Below are 16,430 nucleotides of genomic sequence, written 5' to 3'. Positions count from 1 at the left end.
ACTCGAATGGCCATCGTCCACTCTCCCGGCCGGACCGGCGACGCGCTCACCGCGCTGCTCGTGTCCGCGGCTGTCGTTCTTTTCGCTTTGCTCACGCTGTACCTGGTCGGCTTCGATCAGGGCGCGATCTCGCGCAGCGGCATGTTCATGCACGAGCTCATGCACGATGGACGACACCTGCTGGGCGTCCCGTGTCACTGAGTGAATCCCAGCGGCTGACGGGTTCGCTCAAGACGCTGCTGCTGCGCGGCCTGCTGGCCGGCCTCATTGCGGGCCTGCTGGCGGGCACCGTGGGGTACTTCATCGGAGAACCCAAGGTGGAAGCGGCCATTGCCATCGAGGAGGCCCAGGCCGGCGGGCATTCCCACGGCGACGAGGAAGAGCCGCTGGTGAGCCGGACCGGTCAGAAGGCCGGTCAGTTCCTGGCATTGGGCATCTACGGTCTCGCCATCGGAGCCATTTTCGCGACCGTGGCCAATGTGGCCCGCCGCTACACCACCCTGCCGGGCGCGCAGCTGTCGCTGGGACTCGCGGCGGGCGGCTGGCTGGCGATTGTCGCGGTGCCGTTCTTCAAGTACCCGGCCAATCCGCCCGCCGTGGGTGATCCGGAGACCATCAATGACCGCACCTGGCTGTGGGTCGCGGTGGTGCTGCTCGGTTTCGCGGCCGTGGGCGTCGGCGTGTATGTGTTCAAACTGCTGCGCCACAGCCTGCCGACCCTCCGATTGATCGGTGCGGTAGCGGCTTTCGTGCTCGTCACGGCCGTGGGCTACATCCTGCTGCCGGGCGTCAACGAGGTGAAGTCCGACTTCCCGGCTTCGCTGCTGTGGGAGTTCCGGGTGGCCTCGCTGGCCGAGACCGCCACGCTGTGGCTGTCGCTGGGCCTGGCCTTCGCGGCGCTGACCGAATTCGCGTCTCGCGGGGTGCGCGAAAAGGATTCGGCCGCGGCGTAGTTTCCGACGATCCGAACGGGCGGTGCCGGTTATCCGACGGGCACCGCCCATTTCGCTGTGCGCCAGCTGATCTCGTGCAGCGCCCATTCCGCCGGTCCGCGGCGGGAGGCGCTGCGCCACAGGGTCGCCAGGGTCAGGGAGCCGAGCGCCAGTAGCGCCAACAGCGGCCAGCCCGGACCGTGGATGCCACCGGGGAGCGCCTCGGCGTCGGCATCCGGGATCGGTACCAGCACGCTCACGGCGACGGCCTGCAGGATGTAGAGCGACAGCGCGCACGAACCGGCGGCGATCAAGGGCCGCAAGGCGATCCCGGCGCGCGGCGTGATGGCCAGCAGTGCGCCGATGACCAGGAAGGCCGCACCCGTCGCGCCGATCACCTCGAACGGGGTACCGCTGTGTGGGGTGGCGACGGTCAGCCACCACCAGCTCGTCGTCGAGACGGTCCCGAGATTGCCCGCGTCGATAATCGCCCCGAGGTCGATATCCGTCACTCCGGCCTCGCTCAGGCCGTGGGCGAGCAGGTCGGTGAGATGCGCGCGTCCGCCGCAGGGATGCTGTAGCAACCACGACCCGCCGTAGCCGAGAACCATCAGCCCCGCACCGGCCAGCATGACCGAAACCGGTTGCAGTGCACGGATTCCGAGCCGCCCCAGCGCCATTCCGGCCAGCACGAACGGCATCCACGACAGCACCGGATACGCGCCGGTGAGCAGCAGCATCTCCGCCATTTCCCGCAGTCCCGACAGCGAGGTCAGCATCTCGGGAGTGGGGCTGCCGCCGAAGCTGTTCTGCTCCATACGGCTTCGGATCAGGAACGAGACGACGGGACCGGCAATCGCCCACGCTGCCGCGAGCAGGGCCAAGGTGCGCGCGCTCGCGCGCAGGAACGGCAGCGCGAGCAGGAAGTAGAGACCGTAGTAGGTCAGGATGAGCATGATGCCGATACCGGATTGCAGCAGCGCGAGGGCCAAGCCGAGCAGCGCCACGATCACCGCGCGGGCGGCGATGCGGACCATGCCGCGCTGTGCGGCCTTCCCGGTGTAGGGCCGCTGCCCGCCGGACATCAGGGCCAGCGAGACGCCGGCCAGTATGGCGAACAGTGCCGCCGACCGCCCTTGGAAGATGGTCAGCCATGATTCGCCACCGGGCACGGCCGGCTGCGGTCCGACATGGACCGCGAACATACCCAGCACGGCGATACCGCGCGCGGCATCGAGCGCCAGGACCCGGGGCAACGAGTCGGCGGGGCCCGATCGCTGCTGTGCATCTACGGTTTTCGACGACCACATGATCGCCAGGCTAATAACGAGCAATGGCCAATTACGAGCCCAATGTCCGATTCAAGGCAAAGAATAGACGAAAGAGTTAGCCCACAGCCAACTATGGGAAACGGCTCCGGCCCGGGCGTAGCTCTTTCGATTACGCCCGGGCCGGAACCAGGAACTCACGCCTCGAAAGTGGCGTCCAGCTCGATGGTGTCGACGCCCGCCAGCGCCTTGGAGATCGGGCAGCCGGCCTTGGCGGCCGCGGCGGCGGCGAGGAAGCCCGCCTCGTCGATGCCCGCGGCCCGGCCGACCACGGTCAGCTTGATGTTCGAGATGCGGAAGCCGCCCGCCGGATCCGGGCCCAGCGTCACGTCGGCGGTGACATCCAGGCTCTGCGGCGTGCCGCCGGCCGCGGCGATCTGCGCGGACAGCGCCATGGAGTAGCAGGAGGAGTGCGCGGCGGCGACCAGCTCCTCGGGGCTGGTGGTGCCGTCGGCATTGTCGGCCGAGCGCTTCGGGAAGGAAACGTCGTACTTGCCGACACCCGAGCTGACGAGCTCGACCTGGCCGGAGCCGTCCTGCAGCCCGCCGGTCCAAGCGGTGCGTGCGGTACGTACTGGCATCACTGTCCTTTCGATTGATGGAAGCCGTCCGCGTTCGAACGTACTCCGCGTCAGACCGGCGCGGTGGCCCGCTGGTCCAACTGTTCCAGCACGAGTGGCCAGGATTTTTCGTGCCGGTCACGCGCGGCGGCATGGGGGAATCCGGCGTGGGTGAGCAGCAGGGCGGTGCCCGCGCCGTGCGGCGTGAGTTCCACGGTGAGAACGGTTTCCGCACCCTCGGTGCCGCCGGCCCCGGTCACCCAGGTGAGCTCTACCAGTTGATCGGGGATCAGGCGCAGGAAGCGGCCGTAGTGCGGGTGGCCGCCGCCCGCCGTGAAGAAGAACGGTTCGTTCACCGCGGGGCGGCTGAGCACCGAGCCGGGATCGGCGAACCAGAGGCTCAGCTGCTGGGTGATCATGCGGTACAGCTCTTCGGGCGAAGCCGCCATGATTCGTTCGGCGACCAGGAAGAAGGGCCGCGCGGAGAGGTCGGGCGGCCGTATCGGCGCAACGTCCATGCGCGAGAAGATACCGCTCGCCCCGCCGATCATTCGGGATTGGTCACCCGAGCCAGCACGATGCCGCCGACGATCATGGCCAGCGCCAGCACCCGACCCAGGCTCATGGGATCCTTCTGCACCAGCACGCCCAGCCCGATGGCGCCCACCGCGCCGATGCCGGTGAAGACCGCGTAGGCGGTGCCGACGGGCAGGGTGCGCATGGACACCGAGAGCAGGTACACCGCCGCGGCTCCGAGCACGAAGCAGACCAGGGTGGCCAGCGGCTTGGTGAAGTTCTCCGTCGGCTTGATGGACTGCGACCACGCGATCTCCACCAGCCCGGCCAAACCCAATATCAGCCAGTTCATTTCAGTGCTCCTTGCCGAGTCGGCGGGCGGCGTCGAGCGCGGCGGCGTACGACGCATCGTGCTTGTCGCGCAGGTGCGCCAGCGCCGGGTCGTGGCGCGAGTTCACCAGCTCCGCATTGATGAAAACCGTGTCGTGCACGGCGAAATGGCCCGCGAAGAAGTCGCGCAGGTAGCGCTCCTGGTAGTCGTAGATCGCCTTCGGCGCGCCCGGCGAGTAGGCCCCGCCGCGGGCGGTGGCGACAACGAAACGCCTGGGGGCGAGGGACATTCGCGGGAAGGTGATCTGATCCAGCCAGGCCTTGAGGCTCGCCGGAATGGAGTAGTTGTACATGGGCGTGCCGATGAGGATCACGTCCGCGGCGCGCACCTGGGCGAGCAGGGGTTCGACAATGGCCCAGGCCGCGCGCCGGGCGGGCGAGACCGCGAGCTCCGCGAGCCGATCCAGATCCGTACTTCCTTGTGCGAGAACGGCATCGCAGAGTTCGGTCCAGCCCTCGCCGATGAACGGGATCGGCTCGGCGGCCAGATCGCGGTGGACGTACTCCCCGCCGGGATGTTCCGCGCGCCAGGCATCGGCGAAGACGGAGCTCAGCTCGCGGCTGAGGGAGTTGCGGCGGGCGCTGGCGTCGAGGTGCAGCAGGGCGGGCATTTTCGAACCTCCAATAAGTGGACTGCGTGTCCGTTTCCGTATCGATAATGACCTCAACCGGACATTCTGTCCACTTATTCCGCGATTCGGATACAGTGGTCGGCATGGTGGACTTGCCCCTGGTCACGGAATCGGGCCCGGCCGCACGGGCCGAACGGGCCGATGCGGCGCGCAATCGCGCCAAGATCCTCGGCGCCGCGGCGGAGCTCTTCGCCGCTCGCGATCCGCGCGGCGTGACCATGGACGACATCGCCAAGGCGGCCGGCGTCGGGCGCGGGACGCTGTATCGGCGGTATCCGGATGTCGTCTCCATTGCCACCGCCCTGCTGGATGAGCACGAGCGCGCGATCCAGGAGCAGTTGCTGCGCGGGGAGCCGCCGCTGGGACCCGGCGCACCGCCCGCCGCACGGCTGGCCGCGTTCTATGCGGCGATGGTGGAACTGCTGGAGACGCACGCGAATCTGGTGCTCGGCGCGGAGGTCGGCGGCGCCCGGTACCGGACCGGGGCGTATCAGTTCTGGGCCGTGCACGTGCGGTCGCTGCTCGTGGAAGCCGGTGTGGCGGAACCGGATCCACTGGTCGACGTGCTGCTGGCCCCGCTGGCCGCGGAGGTCTATCGGCACCAGCGCGAGCGCGGACTGAGCCGGGTACAGATCACTGCCGCGCTCAGTCGGCTCGCACACGGCGTAATCCACTAGTCATCCCGGCAGGGGTCGACCGCCCACGGTCGGCGGGCGGTCGCTGTCAGTGGTATTCGGTTGTCGCTCAGATCATGTCGCGCCGGCGAATCAGCCACACCGTGCCCGCGACGAAGATCACGAGGTAGGCGCTCAGCACGAGCAGGGACTCGGTGCGGCCGAGCACATCCAGTACGCCCGGGGTGGCCGGGCCGCCGCCGCCCACCGTGCGCATGGAGCCCGCGAGCGATCCGGCGGCCGTACCCGGCAGGTAGTCGGTCAGGATCTCGATCGGCTCGAAGATGCCCGCGACGCCGCGCAGCAGATTCTCCACCACCAGGACCCACACCAGGCCCAGGCCGACGGCCAGGGCCGGGCCGCGGGCGATCGCGCCGATGAGCGCACCCGCCAGTGTCCACATGCCCAGAATGGCCGAGCCGACGCCGATTCCGAGCGCAGCCTGCTGGGGTGCGGGCAGCGCCAGGGACTGCCCCTCGGTCGCGGCGATGAGCGCCGCCACCCCGGTGTCGATCACGAAGGCGGCGATCACCAGCGCGACCACGGTCACCGCCAGCGCGATCACCACCCCGCCGACGGCCGCGACCCGCGACGGGCCTTGGGTGAGAACGGTTTTCCAGCTGCCCCAGCCGTAACCGCTGCCGATGACCAGCGCGCCCAGCACCAGCATGAGCGCCCCGCCGAACATGGCCATGCCCTGGGTGAACACCTCCGGCACGGCGGCCGGAAGCATCAACTGCAACAGCACATCTCGCGGCTGACCATTGGACATCCGGCCGCTGTCACCGGAGGTGTAGGCCAGATAGTTGAACAGGTAGGCGAAGGTGAGGTTCAGCAGAATCCACGTCCCGAGCACGATCCAGAAGGCGGGCCAGGTGCGCAGGCGCAGCAGTTCGGCCCGGGTGGAGGCCAATAGATCGTTCATTTCACGCTCTCCGTCATCTCGAAAAAGACTTCTTCCAGGGACTTCTCATCGCTGCGCAGTTCCAGCAGATCCGCGCCCGCCTCGATGACCGCGCGCGCCACCGCGGGCGCCTGTGCCACACCGGCATCGACTCTGATGCCGGTGGCGGTGAGCAGCGCGGACCGGTCGCCGACCGCCCGGCGCACCGCCGGGAAGGCCAGCTCGAGGGGTTCGGCGCGGACGAACAGCGAAGCCGCGCCGCGCAATTCCCGCACCGTGGACTCGGTGAGCAGCCGCCCGCCGGAGATGACGCCGACGCGATCGCAGATCTCCTGCACTTCACTGAGCAGGTGACTGGACAGCACGACGGTGTGCCCGTCGGCGGCAAGTCCGGTGATGAGCTCCCGCATCTCGGCCATGCCGGCCGGATCGAGGCCATTGGTGGGTTCATCGAGAATCAGCAGGTCGGGATGGCCGAGCAGGGCCGCGGCCACGCCGAGCCGCTGCTTCATGCCGAGGGAGTAGGTGCGGAACTTGTCGCCGCCGCGGGCGGTCAGGCCCACCCGCTCCAGGGCGTGATCCACCTCGTCGCGGCCGGCGCCCCGATAGCGGGCCAGCACCCGCAGGTTGTCGCGGCCGGACATGTACGGGTAGAAACCCGGGCCCTCGATGAGAACACCGATGCGGCGCAAGGTTTCCGGATGGCCCGGCGATCGGCCGAGCACGGTCGCGGCGCCGTCGGTGGGCCGGATCAGCCCCACCAGCATGCGCAGGGTCGTGGTCTTGCCGGCGCCGTTCGGGCCGAGGAATCCATAGATCTCACCGCGCCGGACACTCATACTCACGGCGTCCACCGCGGTGTGGGAGCCGTAGCGTTTGGTCAACCGGTCGGTGCTGACGACCGCGGCCGTCGCGTCAAGCCCGGAGGAGGCAGCCTGCGTAACCACGGAGGGCTCGCGACGGCCGCTATCGGATTCTGCTTCGTTCATGGGTTCAACGATCCGCTCCGACCTGCGGTGAAACATCCGCCGCGGAGCCCGATCCGGTGTACGTATCCGGACGTATTTCTGGCCCGGAGCGGTGCCGCCGGGCCGCGTACGGCGCTACGGTTCAGCTATGGAGACGAGTGGGGGACGAATCGGGCGGTGGGACGTACCGCTGGCCGCGGCGGTCGCCGCGATCACGGTGATCGCGGGAACCTTCGCCAATCAGCACCAACCGGACATGCGCGCCCTCGACGTGCTCGGCTACGCACTACTGGTGGCCGGGCCGCTGCTGCTGATCGTGCGGCAGGTGTACCCGTATCCGGTGTTCTACGGGGTGCTGGCCGCCAGCGCCGCCTACGTGCTCATCGGCTACGGCTACGGCCCGATCTTCCTCTCGCTCATCATCGCCTTCCTCACCGCGGCCGTCATCGGATCCCGTTGGTACACATACGCTGTCGTCCCGCTCGGCTATCTGCTCATGGTGTGGCCGGTGCCCGGCTTGCGCGGCTACGAGAGCAATGGCTGGCAGGAGTTCGGGCTGCTGGCCTGGCTCGTCGTGCTGGTCGCCATTGCCGAGGGCATCCGGCAGCGCCGCGCCGCGGTGCTGGCCCGGCGGCAGCGCGAGGAGGAGGCGCGGCGCAATGAGCAGGCGCAGCGCGCCCGGGAGCTGGCCGAGCGCGAGCAGCGGGCCAGTGCGGAACGGCTCGCCATTGCCCGCGATCTGCACGATGTGCTGGCGCACAGCCTGTCGCTGATCAATGTGCAGTCCTCGGTCGCCCTGGAATTGATCGATCGCAAGCCCGAGCAGGCCGCCACCGCCCTGGCCGCCATCAAGACCGCCAGCAAGGACGCGCTCGGCGAGGTGCACGCACTGCTGCGGTCCATCCGCTCCAGTGCGGGCACCACCACCGCGCCCACCAGCCCGGCCATCGGCATCGGCGATCTGGACGGGCTCACCAAGTCCGCGCGGGCCGCGGGGGTGCAGGTGCGCACCATTGTGACCGGATCGCCCAAACGGCTGCCGTCGGTGGTGGACGTGACGGCGGCGCGCATCGTGCAGGAATCGCTCACCAATGTGGTGCGGCACGCACCCGGCGCGAGTGTCCTTGTCACCGTGCGATATTCGGCCGACCGGCTGCACCTGGCCATCGACAACACCCGCCCCGACCGGCCGCCGCTCGCCACGCCCAGCGGCGGGCACGGCATTACCGGGATGACCGAGCGCGCGCACGCCCTGGGCGGCCGGCTGCTGGCCGAGCCCAAACCCGACGGCGGCTTCCGGGTGGAGGCGCGCCTGCCCATCCACCTGGCACATCCGGAACCGGCCGCCTAGGTTCGAAGTGCCGGCGATACGGGAGGTTTCGTGAGCATTCGGGTTCTGATCGCGGATGATCAAGCGCTGGTGCGCGGCGGATTCGTCGCACTGCTGAACGCGCAGGACGATATCGAGGTGGTCGGCGAGGCCGACAATGGCGAGCAGGCCGTGGCGCTGGCCCGCGAACTCGTCCCCGATGTGGTGCTCATGGACATCCGCATGCCGGTGCTCGACGGGCTGGCCGCCACCCGCGCCATTGCCGCCGCGCCCGAGCTGGCCGAGGTCAAGGTGGTCGTGCTGACCACCTTCGAACTGGACGAGTACGTTTTCGAGGCCATGCGGTCCGGGGCTACCGGATTCCTGGTCAAGCACACCGAGCCCGCCGATCTGGTGAAGGCGGTCCGCGTGGTGTCCGGTGGTGAGGCGCTGCTCTCGCCCAGCGTCACCAAACGCCTGGTGGCCGAATTCGCCACCCATGCCAAACCCGCGCCCGAGGGCAGTTTTTCCGAGCTCACCGACCGGGAACGCGAGGTCATGACGCTGGTCGCCGAGGGGCTCACCAATGCCGAGATCGCCGAGCGGCTGTTCATGAGCCCGGCCACCGCCCGCACACATGTCAGCCGAATCCTGTTGAAGCTCAATGCGCGCGACCGCACGCAACTGGTGGTCATGGCCTACGAATCGGGCCTGGTCCGCCCCGGCTGGCAGTGACTATTTCAACGCGTCCGGCTCGATGCCGAGCAGATCACGCAGTCCCGCTTCGCCTTTCGCGGTGACGGCGATGGCGCGGCCGGCGCCGATCCGTTTGACCCACTCGAGTTCCTGCAGCCGGCGGCACACCTGCGCCCCCGCCGCGCCGCCGAGATGCGTGCGCCGCTCGGTCCAGTCCAGGCAGGGCTTGGCCACCGGGCGGCGGGTCCTGCGCAGGGCCGCCGGATCGACGCCGAGCGGTCCGGTCAGCAGGGCCAGACCGCTGCCGGTGAGCGCGAAACCCGCATCGGGATCGAGGAATTCGCGCGCGGTGAGCGCATCGGTGATGGCGACGCCGAGCCGGCCCGCCAGATGGTCGTAGCAGGTCCGCCCGCGCGCCAGGGTGGCCGCGACGGTGACCGCCTTCAGCCCCGTCACCTCGGTGCGCGGCGGCCCGGCATAGGCGACCATGGCCTCCAGCAGTTCCGCCACCCGCGAATCCGCCAGCTGCACATACCGATGCCGCCCCTGCCGCCGCTCCGCGAGCAGCCCGCCCGCCAGCAGCCGGTTCAGATGCTCGGTCGCGGTGGAGGCCGCCACCCCGGTGTGCCGGGCGAGTTCACCGGCCGTCCACGCCCGGCCGTCGAGCAGGGCCAGGCAGATATCGGCCCGCGTGCGGTCGGCCAGCAGGGTGGCCAGCGCCGCCAGTTCGGCTCCTCCGGATCGCATGCCGCCATGATCGTCCGCAATCACTTCGGCGGCCACCGAAATGTTCCGGGCATACCGTCTGACCATGCCCCGGACCTGCCCCTTCCTGACCGATCCCGACCAGGTGCGCACCGCCCTGACCGAGGCGCCCGTCCCGCACGCCCCGCCGGTTCGCGACCCGATCGGCCTGGCCTGGCTGCGGGCCCACGTCCCGCGCTTCTGCGACGGCCCGGACCACGCCCGCCGCCGCGCCCTCGTGCTCGCCGAACTGGACCGCCTGTCCCCCGCCGGCCTCCGCGCCCGCGCCCGCGCGGCCGCCGACCGGCCGGTCGCCCACGTCGAGGTGTTGATCGAGGCCCTCGCCCTGCCCGGCGCCTCGGTCGACGCCGTGAAAATCGTTGCCGCCCACTATCATCCGCACGAGCCGGGCAGCCCCGCCGCCGATGCCGCCGTCGCCGAGCTGGTCGCGGCCTGCGGCGGCACCGCCGACGAGGTGACCGCCGCCAAGATCTGCGTCCTGGTCCAGGCCTGCGCCGCCACCGACGCCCTGCTGGCAAACGTCCGCGAAACCGAAACCACCGGCACCCCCGACGAACGCATCGCCCGCACCATGCACGAGAACCCGCCCCTGCGTTCCACCCGCCGCGTCATCGACGGCGAACTCGTCGAGCTCGATATGCGCCACCCCGGACTGGGTTTCGGCGTCGGGCCGCACGCCTGTCCCGGCCGGGAGCACGCCATCGCCCTCGCCGCCGGAATTCTCGAAGGAGCCCAGCAATGACCAACACGGATGTCTTCCACGCCCTGCACCACGGCCCCGGCCCGCTGATCCTGCCCAACGCCTGGGATTTCGGCTCCGCCGCCATGCTCGCCGCCGCCGGATTCCCGGCTGTCGCCACCACCAGCCTGGGTGTGGCGGTCGCGGCCGGTCTCGCCGACGGCGAAGGCGCGACCCGCGCCGAAACCCTCGCCCTGGCAACCCGGCTCGCCCGCCTGCCGATCCCCGTGACCGTCGACATCGAAGCCGGTTTCAGCGAGAACCCCGGCGAGGTGGCCGAATTCGTCGCCGAACTCGCCGAATTGGGCATAGCCGGGGTCAACCTCGAAGACGCCCGCGCCAATACCGCGCTCGCCGCACCCGAGCACCACGCCGCCCTCATCGCCACCGTCAAGGCCCGCACCCCCGGCATCTTCGTCAACGCCCGCACGGACACGTACTGGCAGCAGCGCGACGAGGATTCGACGATCGATCGAGCCCACCGCTACGAACAGGCCGGAGCCGACGGCATCTTCGTCCCCGGCCTCACCGCCCCGGACCGCATCGAAAAGTTCGTCGCCGCGGTACCCCTCCCACTCAACCTCCTCTACTCGGCGACCGGCCCCTCCCTCACCACCCTCACCGAACTGGGCGTCGCGCGTATCAGCACCGGTTCCCTCCTGTACCGGGCCGCCCTGGGCACGGTCGCCGACCTCGCCCGCACCATCCTCGACGACCGGCCGGTCACCCCCACCATCCCGAGCTATCGCGACATTCTCGCCCTGACCGGCGCGTGACGGTCAGCGTCCCGGATTCGACTGGTCGCGCTCGGCATCGGTGAAGCCGTCATCGGTGAAAGCCTCGCCGGGCGCGGCCGATTGGATGCGGCCGGTGTAGGAGGCGGCCGCACGGAAGACACCGGAGACGCCCTGCGGAGCGGCGGCGTAGGTAATGGATTGGCGGGGCGAGAAGCCCATCTCGGTGCCGATCGCCACCGCGTCCATATTCGCGCCGAGGAACAGGAAGTTCCATTTGTAGACATCCTGCTGCTGGGTGATCAGGGATTTCACGGCGGAGTGGGACCACTCGCGGCTGGAGTTCTCGTGGCCGTCGGTGAGCACGACGATGATGACCGTGCCCGGGCGGCGGTGATCGGGGCGGGCGGCCAGTTCGGCGCCGATCTCGGTGGTCAGCTTGCCGACCGCGTCGTAGAGGGCGGTCATGCCGCGGGGCTCCAGTTTCAGGGGCGGCACCTCGGCGAGGGGGCGATTGGCGTAGACCACCTCGTATTCGGTGTCGAACTGGGCGAGGGTCACCTCGATGGTCTTGGGCACCTCTTTCTGCTGCTCCATATAGGCGTTGAATCCGCCTTCGGTATCGGACTTGATGGACTGCATGGAGCCGGAGCGGTCCAGCAGTACGGCTATGAGTGTGAGATCCGGATTCGTCATGGTCGACCCCTGAGCGGCTTGTTACCAACCCCATCGACGCTACGCTCGCCCGCTTACGATCGACCGGGGCAAAACCTTGCGGTACCGGCGGTTTCGGTGTGGGGCGAAGGCGCGAATACGTCAGCGGACGTAGTCGAGGTGCCGCCTGGAAACCGATTCGCCGACAATCGGCCGCGCGCATGCTCGAACCATGAGCATGAACTTCGGCATCGTCACCGTCCCCCGCTCCGGCAGCGACTGGGTTCGCACCGTTCGGAATGCGGAGCAGCAGGGCTACGGCTCCATCCAACTCCCCGACACCCTCTACACCCCGTCCCCCTTCCCCGCCCTGGCCGCCGCGGCCGCCGTCACCTCCACCATCCGGCTGCGCCCCAATGTGCTGGCCGCCCCCATGCGCTCGGCCGCCGCCACCGTCCGCGAAACCGCGGCCCTGCAAATGCTGTCCGACGGCCGCTTCGAACTGGGCATCGGCGCCGGGCGACCCGACGCCCAGGCCGAGGCCGAGAAGTTCGGCGTGCCTTGGGGTTCCGGCGGCGACCGCCGCCGCCACCTCGTCACCACCATCGAAGCGGTCCGCGCCGGAGTGCAACCCACCCCCGCCATCGTCATCGCCGCCGGCGGCCCCCGCATGCTGGCCACCGCCGCCGACCTCGCCGACCGCATCCACCTCGCCGTGGACCCCTCCGCCACCGAGAACGACATCGCCGACATCGTCGCCACCGTCCGCGACCACACCGACCGCCCGATCGCCTTCACCCTCCAGGCCGTCGGGGTCGGCATCCAGCTCCCCTACTACCTGTCCGCCCGCATGGGACTGACCAGCGACCAGCTCCGTGATTCCGGCGCCGCCGCCCTCATCCCCGCCGATCCGGCCGAGGCGGCCGAGCTCCTGGAATACCGCCGCGAGAAGTACGGCATCGACGAACTCCTCGTTCCCGGTGAGCTCGCCGAGCCGTTCGCCCCGATTCTCGCGCGCTGCCGCTAAGCGGCCAAACCCTGCCGAATCGCCTGTTCAACCGGCGAATACGCGCCGTCCGCCCGATCCAGGACGCACGGTTCGCGCAGCAGCAACGGCGGCTGGGCCAGGAAACGGGGGTTTCGACCATGGTGGGGTTGTGCGGCATGCACGAGGAACGGATGGCAGAGGTACACATCACCCGCGCGGCCGGTGGCGAGAACCTGGCGTAGATCGGCGGTAGACCGATCCATGGTCAGCTGCCCCAACATCGCGCCTGCTGTGCCGAAGGGCTGCAACAGTTTCGGCAGGCGCAGGTGCGAGCCGACACGAATGCGGGTCGGCGCGTCCTCGTCCTCGATATCGGAGAACAGGAAGAGCATGAGCAGTGCGCGACCCTTCGACTGCACATTGACCCGCCACCGCATGTAGTCCAGCGGCTCGTCGCCGGGAAAGCTGACGTCGATATGCCAGCCGTCGTCACCCGGGGATTTCCGGCTCGGGAAGCGGATGGGAAAGGTGCCCAGACTGTTTCGAGGTAGCCAACGTCCCGGTCCGACAAGTTGGTCGAATGCCTCGCGGAGTGCGGGTGCGGTGGCGGCCTGCGCGAACGGCGCTTCGGTCTGCTCGCCGAGCCGGATCACCGGCTGGGTCCAGGTGGCCGGATCGTCCGGATCGCATCCGCTCGCCTTCCAGAGGATCGCCCGACCGGCCGCGGCCACCTCGGGCGCGAACGCCGCCTCCACTTTCACGAATCCGTCGGCAATGAATGCGGCAATCTGATCGTCGGTGAGCAATACGGTCCTTTCGTCGCCCCGCCCCCGATCGAGGATGGCCGAAGCCATCATCGAGACGCCATCGAATTTCCGTGCCCGGAAACGGCGAAAGCCCCTCTCACCAGTGGTGAGAGGGGCTTTCGAGCGAACCGTTACTCGCCGGAGGCGGCAGCAGCCGGGGCATCACCCGCGAGGGCGACGACCGGCTTCTCCTCGCCGGAGTCCTTCTTGGTCAGCTTGGCCTTGCCGGTGAAGGTGAACTTGGCGTTCTCGCCCTGGCCTTCGCCGTCCCAGCCCTCGACGTCCACGACCACGGTCTGGCCGGCACCCAGCTCGCCGAAGAGGATCTTCTCCGAGAGCTGATCCTCGATCTCGCGCTGGATGGTGCGACGCAGCGGGCGGGCACCGAGCACCGGATCGAAGCCGCGCTTGGCCAGCAGGGACTTGGCCTGCGGGGACAGCTCGATCTCCATGTCCTTGTTCTTCAGCTGCTTGGCGACGCGGCCGATCATCAGGTCCACCATCTGCACGATCTGATCCGTGGTCAGCTGGTGGAAGACGATGACATCATCGATGCGGTTGAGGAATTCGGGGCGGAAGTGCTTCTTCAGCTCGTCGTTGACCTTGAGCTTCATGCGCTCGTAGTTCGAGCCCTCGACGTTCGACTGCGCGAAGCCGAGGCCGACCGCCTTCGAGATGTCCTGCGTGCCGAGGTTCGAGGTGAAGATCAGCACCGTGTTCTTGAAGTCGACCGTGCGACCCTGACCGTCGGTGAGGCGGCCGTCCTCGAGGACCTGCAACAGGGTGTTGTAGATCTCCTGGTGGGCCTTCTCGATCTCGTCGAACAGCACCACCGAGAACGGCTTGCGGCGCACCTTCTCGGTGAGCTGGCCGCCCTCTTCGTAGCCGACGTAGCCCGGAGGGGCGCCGAACAGCCGCGAGGCGGTGAAGCGGTCGTGGAACTCGCCCATATCGATCTGGATGAGCGCGTCGTCATCGCCGAACAGGAAGTTGGCGAGGGCCTTGGACAGCTCGGTCTTACCGACACCGGACGGACCGGCGAAGATGAACGAGCCCGAGGGACGCTTGGGATCCTTCAGACCGGCGCGAGTGCGGCGGATGGCCTTGGACACGGCCTTGACCGCATCCTCCTGGCCGATGATCCGCTTGTGCAGCTCGTCCTCCATGCGGAGCAGACGGGTGGTCTCCTCCTCGGTGAGCTTGAACACCGGGATACCGGTCCAGTTCGCGAGGACCTCCGCGATCTGCTCGTCGTCGACCTCGGCCACGACATCCAGATCGCCGGAGCGCCACTGCTTCTCGCGCTCGGCCCGCTTGGCGACGAGCTGCTTCTCCTTGTCGCGCAGCCGCGCGGCCTTCTCGAAGTCCTGCGCGTCGATCGCGGATTCCTTCTCCCGGCGCGCCTCGGCGATCTTGTCGTCGAATTCGCGCAGGTCCGGCGGCGCGGTCATGCGGCGGATGCGCATGCGCGCGCCCGCCTCGTCGATGAGGTCGATGGCCTTGTCCGGCAGGAAGCGGTCGTTGATGTAGCGGTCCGCGAGGGTGGCCGCCGCGACCAGCGCGCCGTCGGTGATGGACACCCGGTGGTGCGCCTCGTAGCGGTCGCGCAGACCCTTGAGGATATTGATGGTGTGCTCGACGGTCGGCTCGCCCACCTGCACCGGCTGGAAACGACGCTCCAGCGCGGCATCCTTCTCGATGTACTTGCGGTACTCATCGAGAGTGGTGGCGCCGATGGTCTGCAGCTCACCGCGAGCCAGCTTGGGCTTGAGGATGGAGGCCGCGTCGATGGCGCCCTCGGCCGCGCCCGCACCCACCAGGGTGTGCAGCTCGTCGATGAACAGGATGATGTCGCCGCGGGTGTTGATCTCCTTGAGCACCTTCTTCAGGCGCTCCTCGAAATCACCGCGGTAGCGGCTGCCCGCGACCAGGGAACCCAGGTCGAGGGTGTAGAGCTGCTTGTCCTTGAGCGTCTCCGGGACCTCGCCGTTCACGATGGCCTGGGCCAGGCCCTCGACCACGGCGGTCTTACCGACACCGGGCTCGCCGATGAGGACGGGATTGTTCTTGGTGCGGCGGCTGAGCACCTGCATCACACGCTCGATCTCCTTCGAGCGCCCGATGACCGGGTCCAGCTTGCCTTCGAGGGCGGCCTGGGTCAGGTTGCGGCCGAACTGGTCGAGCACCAGCGAGGTGGACGGGGTGCCCGCCTCGCCGCGAGTGCCGGACTCCACGGCCTCCTTGCCGCCCTGGTAGCCGGACAGCAGCTGGATGACCTGCTGGCGCACGCGGTTGAGGTCCGCGCCCAGCTTGACCAGCACCTGCGCCGCGACACCCTCACCCTCGCGGATCAGGCCGAGCAGGATGTGCTCGGTGCCGATGTAGTTGTGGCCGAGCTGCAGCGCCTCGCGCAGCGACAGCTCCAGCACCTTCTTGGCACGCGGGGTGAACGGAATGTGACCGGACGGCGCCTGCTGGCCCTGCCCGATGATCTCCTCGACCTGCGACCGCACACCCTCCAGCGAAATGCCCAGGGACTCCAGGGACTTCGCCGCGACACCTTCACCCTCGTGAATCAGGCCAAGCAGGATGTGCTCGGTGCCGATGTAGTTGTGGTTGAGCATCCGGGCCTCTTCTTGGGCCAGGACAACGACCCGCCGCGCGCGGTCGGTGAACCTCTCGAACATCGCTCCCTCACTCTCCTGCTCCGCCGTCTACGGCATCCGGCGCTTCAGACCCTGTGCTGCCCTTCTGGTCGCCAGCCTGCCATGAAGCCCTGGGGTTGCATCCCCCACCTCCCACTCTAGTTGGCAGGGGTCACGCCCGTCGTCCGTC

The 16,430-nt window shown here is 68.8% G+C and carries 19 protein-coding genes; 8 read left to right on the top strand and 11 right to left on the bottom strand.

From position 1 onward, the window contains the following. Window positions 1–6 precede the first annotated feature (6 nt). Window positions 7–201 (top strand): CbtB domain-containing protein, encoded by a 195-nt coding sequence (locus ACFVIV_RS00380; protein ID WP_379192317.1) that lies wholly within the window; start codon window positions 7–9, stop codon window positions 199–201. After that, on the top strand, window positions 192–953 hold the full coding sequence (locus ACFVIV_RS00375; RefSeq protein ID WP_379192316.1) for a CbtA family protein: 762 nt from the start codon (window positions 192–194) through the stop codon (window positions 951–953). Before ACFVIV_RS00380 ends, ACFVIV_RS00375 begins: the two co-directional genes overlap by 10 nt. 29 nt (window positions 954–982) lie before the next feature. On the opposite strand, the gene ACFVIV_RS00370 is transcribed toward ACFVIV_RS00375, so the two are convergent. The 5 genes from ACFVIV_RS00370 to ACFVIV_RS00350 form a co-directional block, all read right to left on the bottom strand. Further along, the gene (locus tag ACFVIV_RS00370) at window positions 983–2,242 is read right to left on the bottom strand and encodes a heparan-alpha-glucosaminide N-acetyltransferase domain-containing protein (protein WP_379192314.1); all 1,260 of its coding nucleotides are present in this window, start codon (window positions 2,240–2,242) and stop codon (window positions 983–985) included. Window positions 2,243–2,397: 155 nt separating this feature from the next. After that, the gene (locus tag ACFVIV_RS00365) at window positions 2,398–2,841 is read right to left on the bottom strand and encodes an OsmC family peroxiredoxin (RefSeq protein ID WP_379192312.1); all 444 of its coding nucleotides are present in this window, start codon (window positions 2,839–2,841) and stop codon (window positions 2,398–2,400) included. 50 nt (window positions 2,842–2,891) lie between these two features. Next, window positions 2,892–3,338 carry an SRPBCC domain-containing protein gene (locus ACFVIV_RS00360; RefSeq protein ID WP_379192311.1) on the bottom strand — a complete coding sequence of 149 codons (447 nt, stop codon included), beginning with the start codon at window positions 3,336–3,338 and terminating at the stop codon, window positions 2,892–2,894. Window positions 3,339–3,367: 29 nt separating this feature from the next. Continuing rightward, window positions 3,368–3,688 carry a DMT family transporter gene (locus tag ACFVIV_RS00355; protein ID WP_379192309.1) on the bottom strand — a complete coding sequence of 107 codons (321 nt, stop codon included), beginning with the start codon at window positions 3,686–3,688 and terminating at the stop codon, window positions 3,368–3,370. Between the two features lies 1 nt (window position 3,689). Continuing rightward, window positions 3,690–4,337 (bottom strand): FMN-dependent NADH-azoreductase, encoded by a 648-nt coding sequence (locus ACFVIV_RS00350; RefSeq protein WP_379192307.1) that lies wholly within the window; start codon window positions 4,335–4,337, stop codon window positions 3,690–3,692. Window positions 4,338–4,441: 104 nt separating this feature from the next. Between ACFVIV_RS00350 and ACFVIV_RS00345 the strand changes: the two genes are divergently transcribed. After that, window positions 4,442–5,035 (top strand): helix-turn-helix domain-containing protein, encoded by a 594-nt coding sequence (locus ACFVIV_RS00345; RefSeq protein ID WP_379192305.1) that lies wholly within the window; start codon window positions 4,442–4,444, stop codon window positions 5,033–5,035. 67 nt (window positions 5,036–5,102) lie between these two features. Here ACFVIV_RS00345 and ACFVIV_RS00340 read toward each other — a convergent pair whose 3' ends face one another. After that, on the bottom strand, window positions 5,103–5,957 hold the full coding sequence (locus ACFVIV_RS00340) for an ABC transporter permease (protein WP_379192303.1): 855 nt from the start codon (window positions 5,955–5,957) through the stop codon (window positions 5,103–5,105). Next, entirely contained in the window at window positions 5,954–6,925 is a 972-nt protein-coding gene (locus ACFVIV_RS00335) for an ABC transporter ATP-binding protein (protein WP_379192301.1), read from the bottom strand. The genes ACFVIV_RS00340 and ACFVIV_RS00335 overlap by 4 nt, the downstream gene beginning before the upstream one ends. A gap of 127 nt (window positions 6,926–7,052) precedes the next feature. Between ACFVIV_RS00335 and ACFVIV_RS00330 the strand changes: the two genes are divergently transcribed. Both ACFVIV_RS00330 and ACFVIV_RS00325 read left to right on the top strand, forming a co-directional pair. After that, on the top strand, window positions 7,053–8,255 hold the full coding sequence (locus ACFVIV_RS00330; RefSeq protein WP_379192299.1) for a sensor histidine kinase: 1,203 nt from the start codon (window positions 7,053–7,055) through the stop codon (window positions 8,253–8,255). A 30-nt stretch (window positions 8,256–8,285) separates the two neighbouring features. Continuing rightward, window positions 8,286–8,948 carry a response regulator gene (locus ACFVIV_RS00325; protein WP_379192297.1) on the top strand — a complete coding sequence of 221 codons (663 nt, stop codon included), beginning with the start codon at window positions 8,286–8,288 and terminating at the stop codon, window positions 8,946–8,948. Here ACFVIV_RS00325 and ACFVIV_RS00320 read toward each other — a convergent pair whose 3' ends face one another. Beyond that, entirely contained in the window at window positions 8,949–9,656 is a 708-nt protein-coding gene (locus ACFVIV_RS00320) for an ArsR/SmtB family transcription factor (protein ID WP_379192295.1), read from the bottom strand. 64 nt (window positions 9,657–9,720) lie between these two features. On the opposite strand from ACFVIV_RS00320, the gene ACFVIV_RS00315 reads away from it, so the two are divergent. Continuing rightward, a complete protein-coding gene (locus ACFVIV_RS00315) occupies window positions 9,721–10,416 on the top strand; it encodes a hypothetical protein (RefSeq protein ID WP_379192293.1) in 696 nt (231 codons plus the stop codon). Then, window positions 10,413–11,189 (top strand): isocitrate lyase/phosphoenolpyruvate mutase family protein, encoded by a 777-nt coding sequence (locus ACFVIV_RS00310; RefSeq protein WP_379192291.1) that lies wholly within the window; start codon window positions 10,413–10,415, stop codon window positions 11,187–11,189. Before ACFVIV_RS00315 ends, ACFVIV_RS00310 begins: the two co-directional genes overlap by 4 nt. Before the next feature lie 3 nt (window positions 11,190–11,192). Here the strand turns inward: ACFVIV_RS00310 and ACFVIV_RS00305 are convergent, their stop codons facing one another. Then, a complete protein-coding gene (locus ACFVIV_RS00305; protein ID WP_379192289.1) occupies window positions 11,193–11,843 on the bottom strand; it encodes a VWA domain-containing protein in 651 nt (216 codons plus the stop codon). Between the two features lie 190 nt (window positions 11,844–12,033). Between ACFVIV_RS00305 and ACFVIV_RS00300 the strand changes: the two genes are divergently transcribed. Continuing rightward, entirely contained in the window at window positions 12,034–12,828 is a 795-nt protein-coding gene (locus ACFVIV_RS00300) for an LLM class flavin-dependent oxidoreductase (protein WP_379192287.1), read from the top strand. Here ACFVIV_RS00300 and ACFVIV_RS00295 read toward each other — a convergent pair. Further along, entirely contained in the window at window positions 12,825–13,646 is an 822-nt protein-coding gene (locus ACFVIV_RS00295) for a phytanoyl-CoA dioxygenase family protein (RefSeq protein ID WP_379192285.1), read from the bottom strand. The two genes, ACFVIV_RS00300 and ACFVIV_RS00295, sit on opposite strands and share 4 nt — an antisense overlap. 80 nt (window positions 13,647–13,726) lie before the next feature. Beyond that, entirely contained in the window at window positions 13,727–16,282 is a 2,556-nt protein-coding gene (locus ACFVIV_RS00290) for an ATP-dependent Clp protease ATP-binding subunit (RefSeq protein ID WP_379192283.1), read from the bottom strand. Window positions 16,283–16,430 lie beyond the last annotated feature (148 nt).

It is taken from the genome of Nocardia sp. NPDC127526 (assembly GCF_042672265.1).
Lineage (GTDB): Bacteria > Actinomycetota > Actinomycetes > Mycobacteriales > Mycobacteriaceae > Nocardia.
Note: the sequence above shows the minus strand (reverse complement) of the source record. Positions and strands in the feature narration are given on the sequence as shown.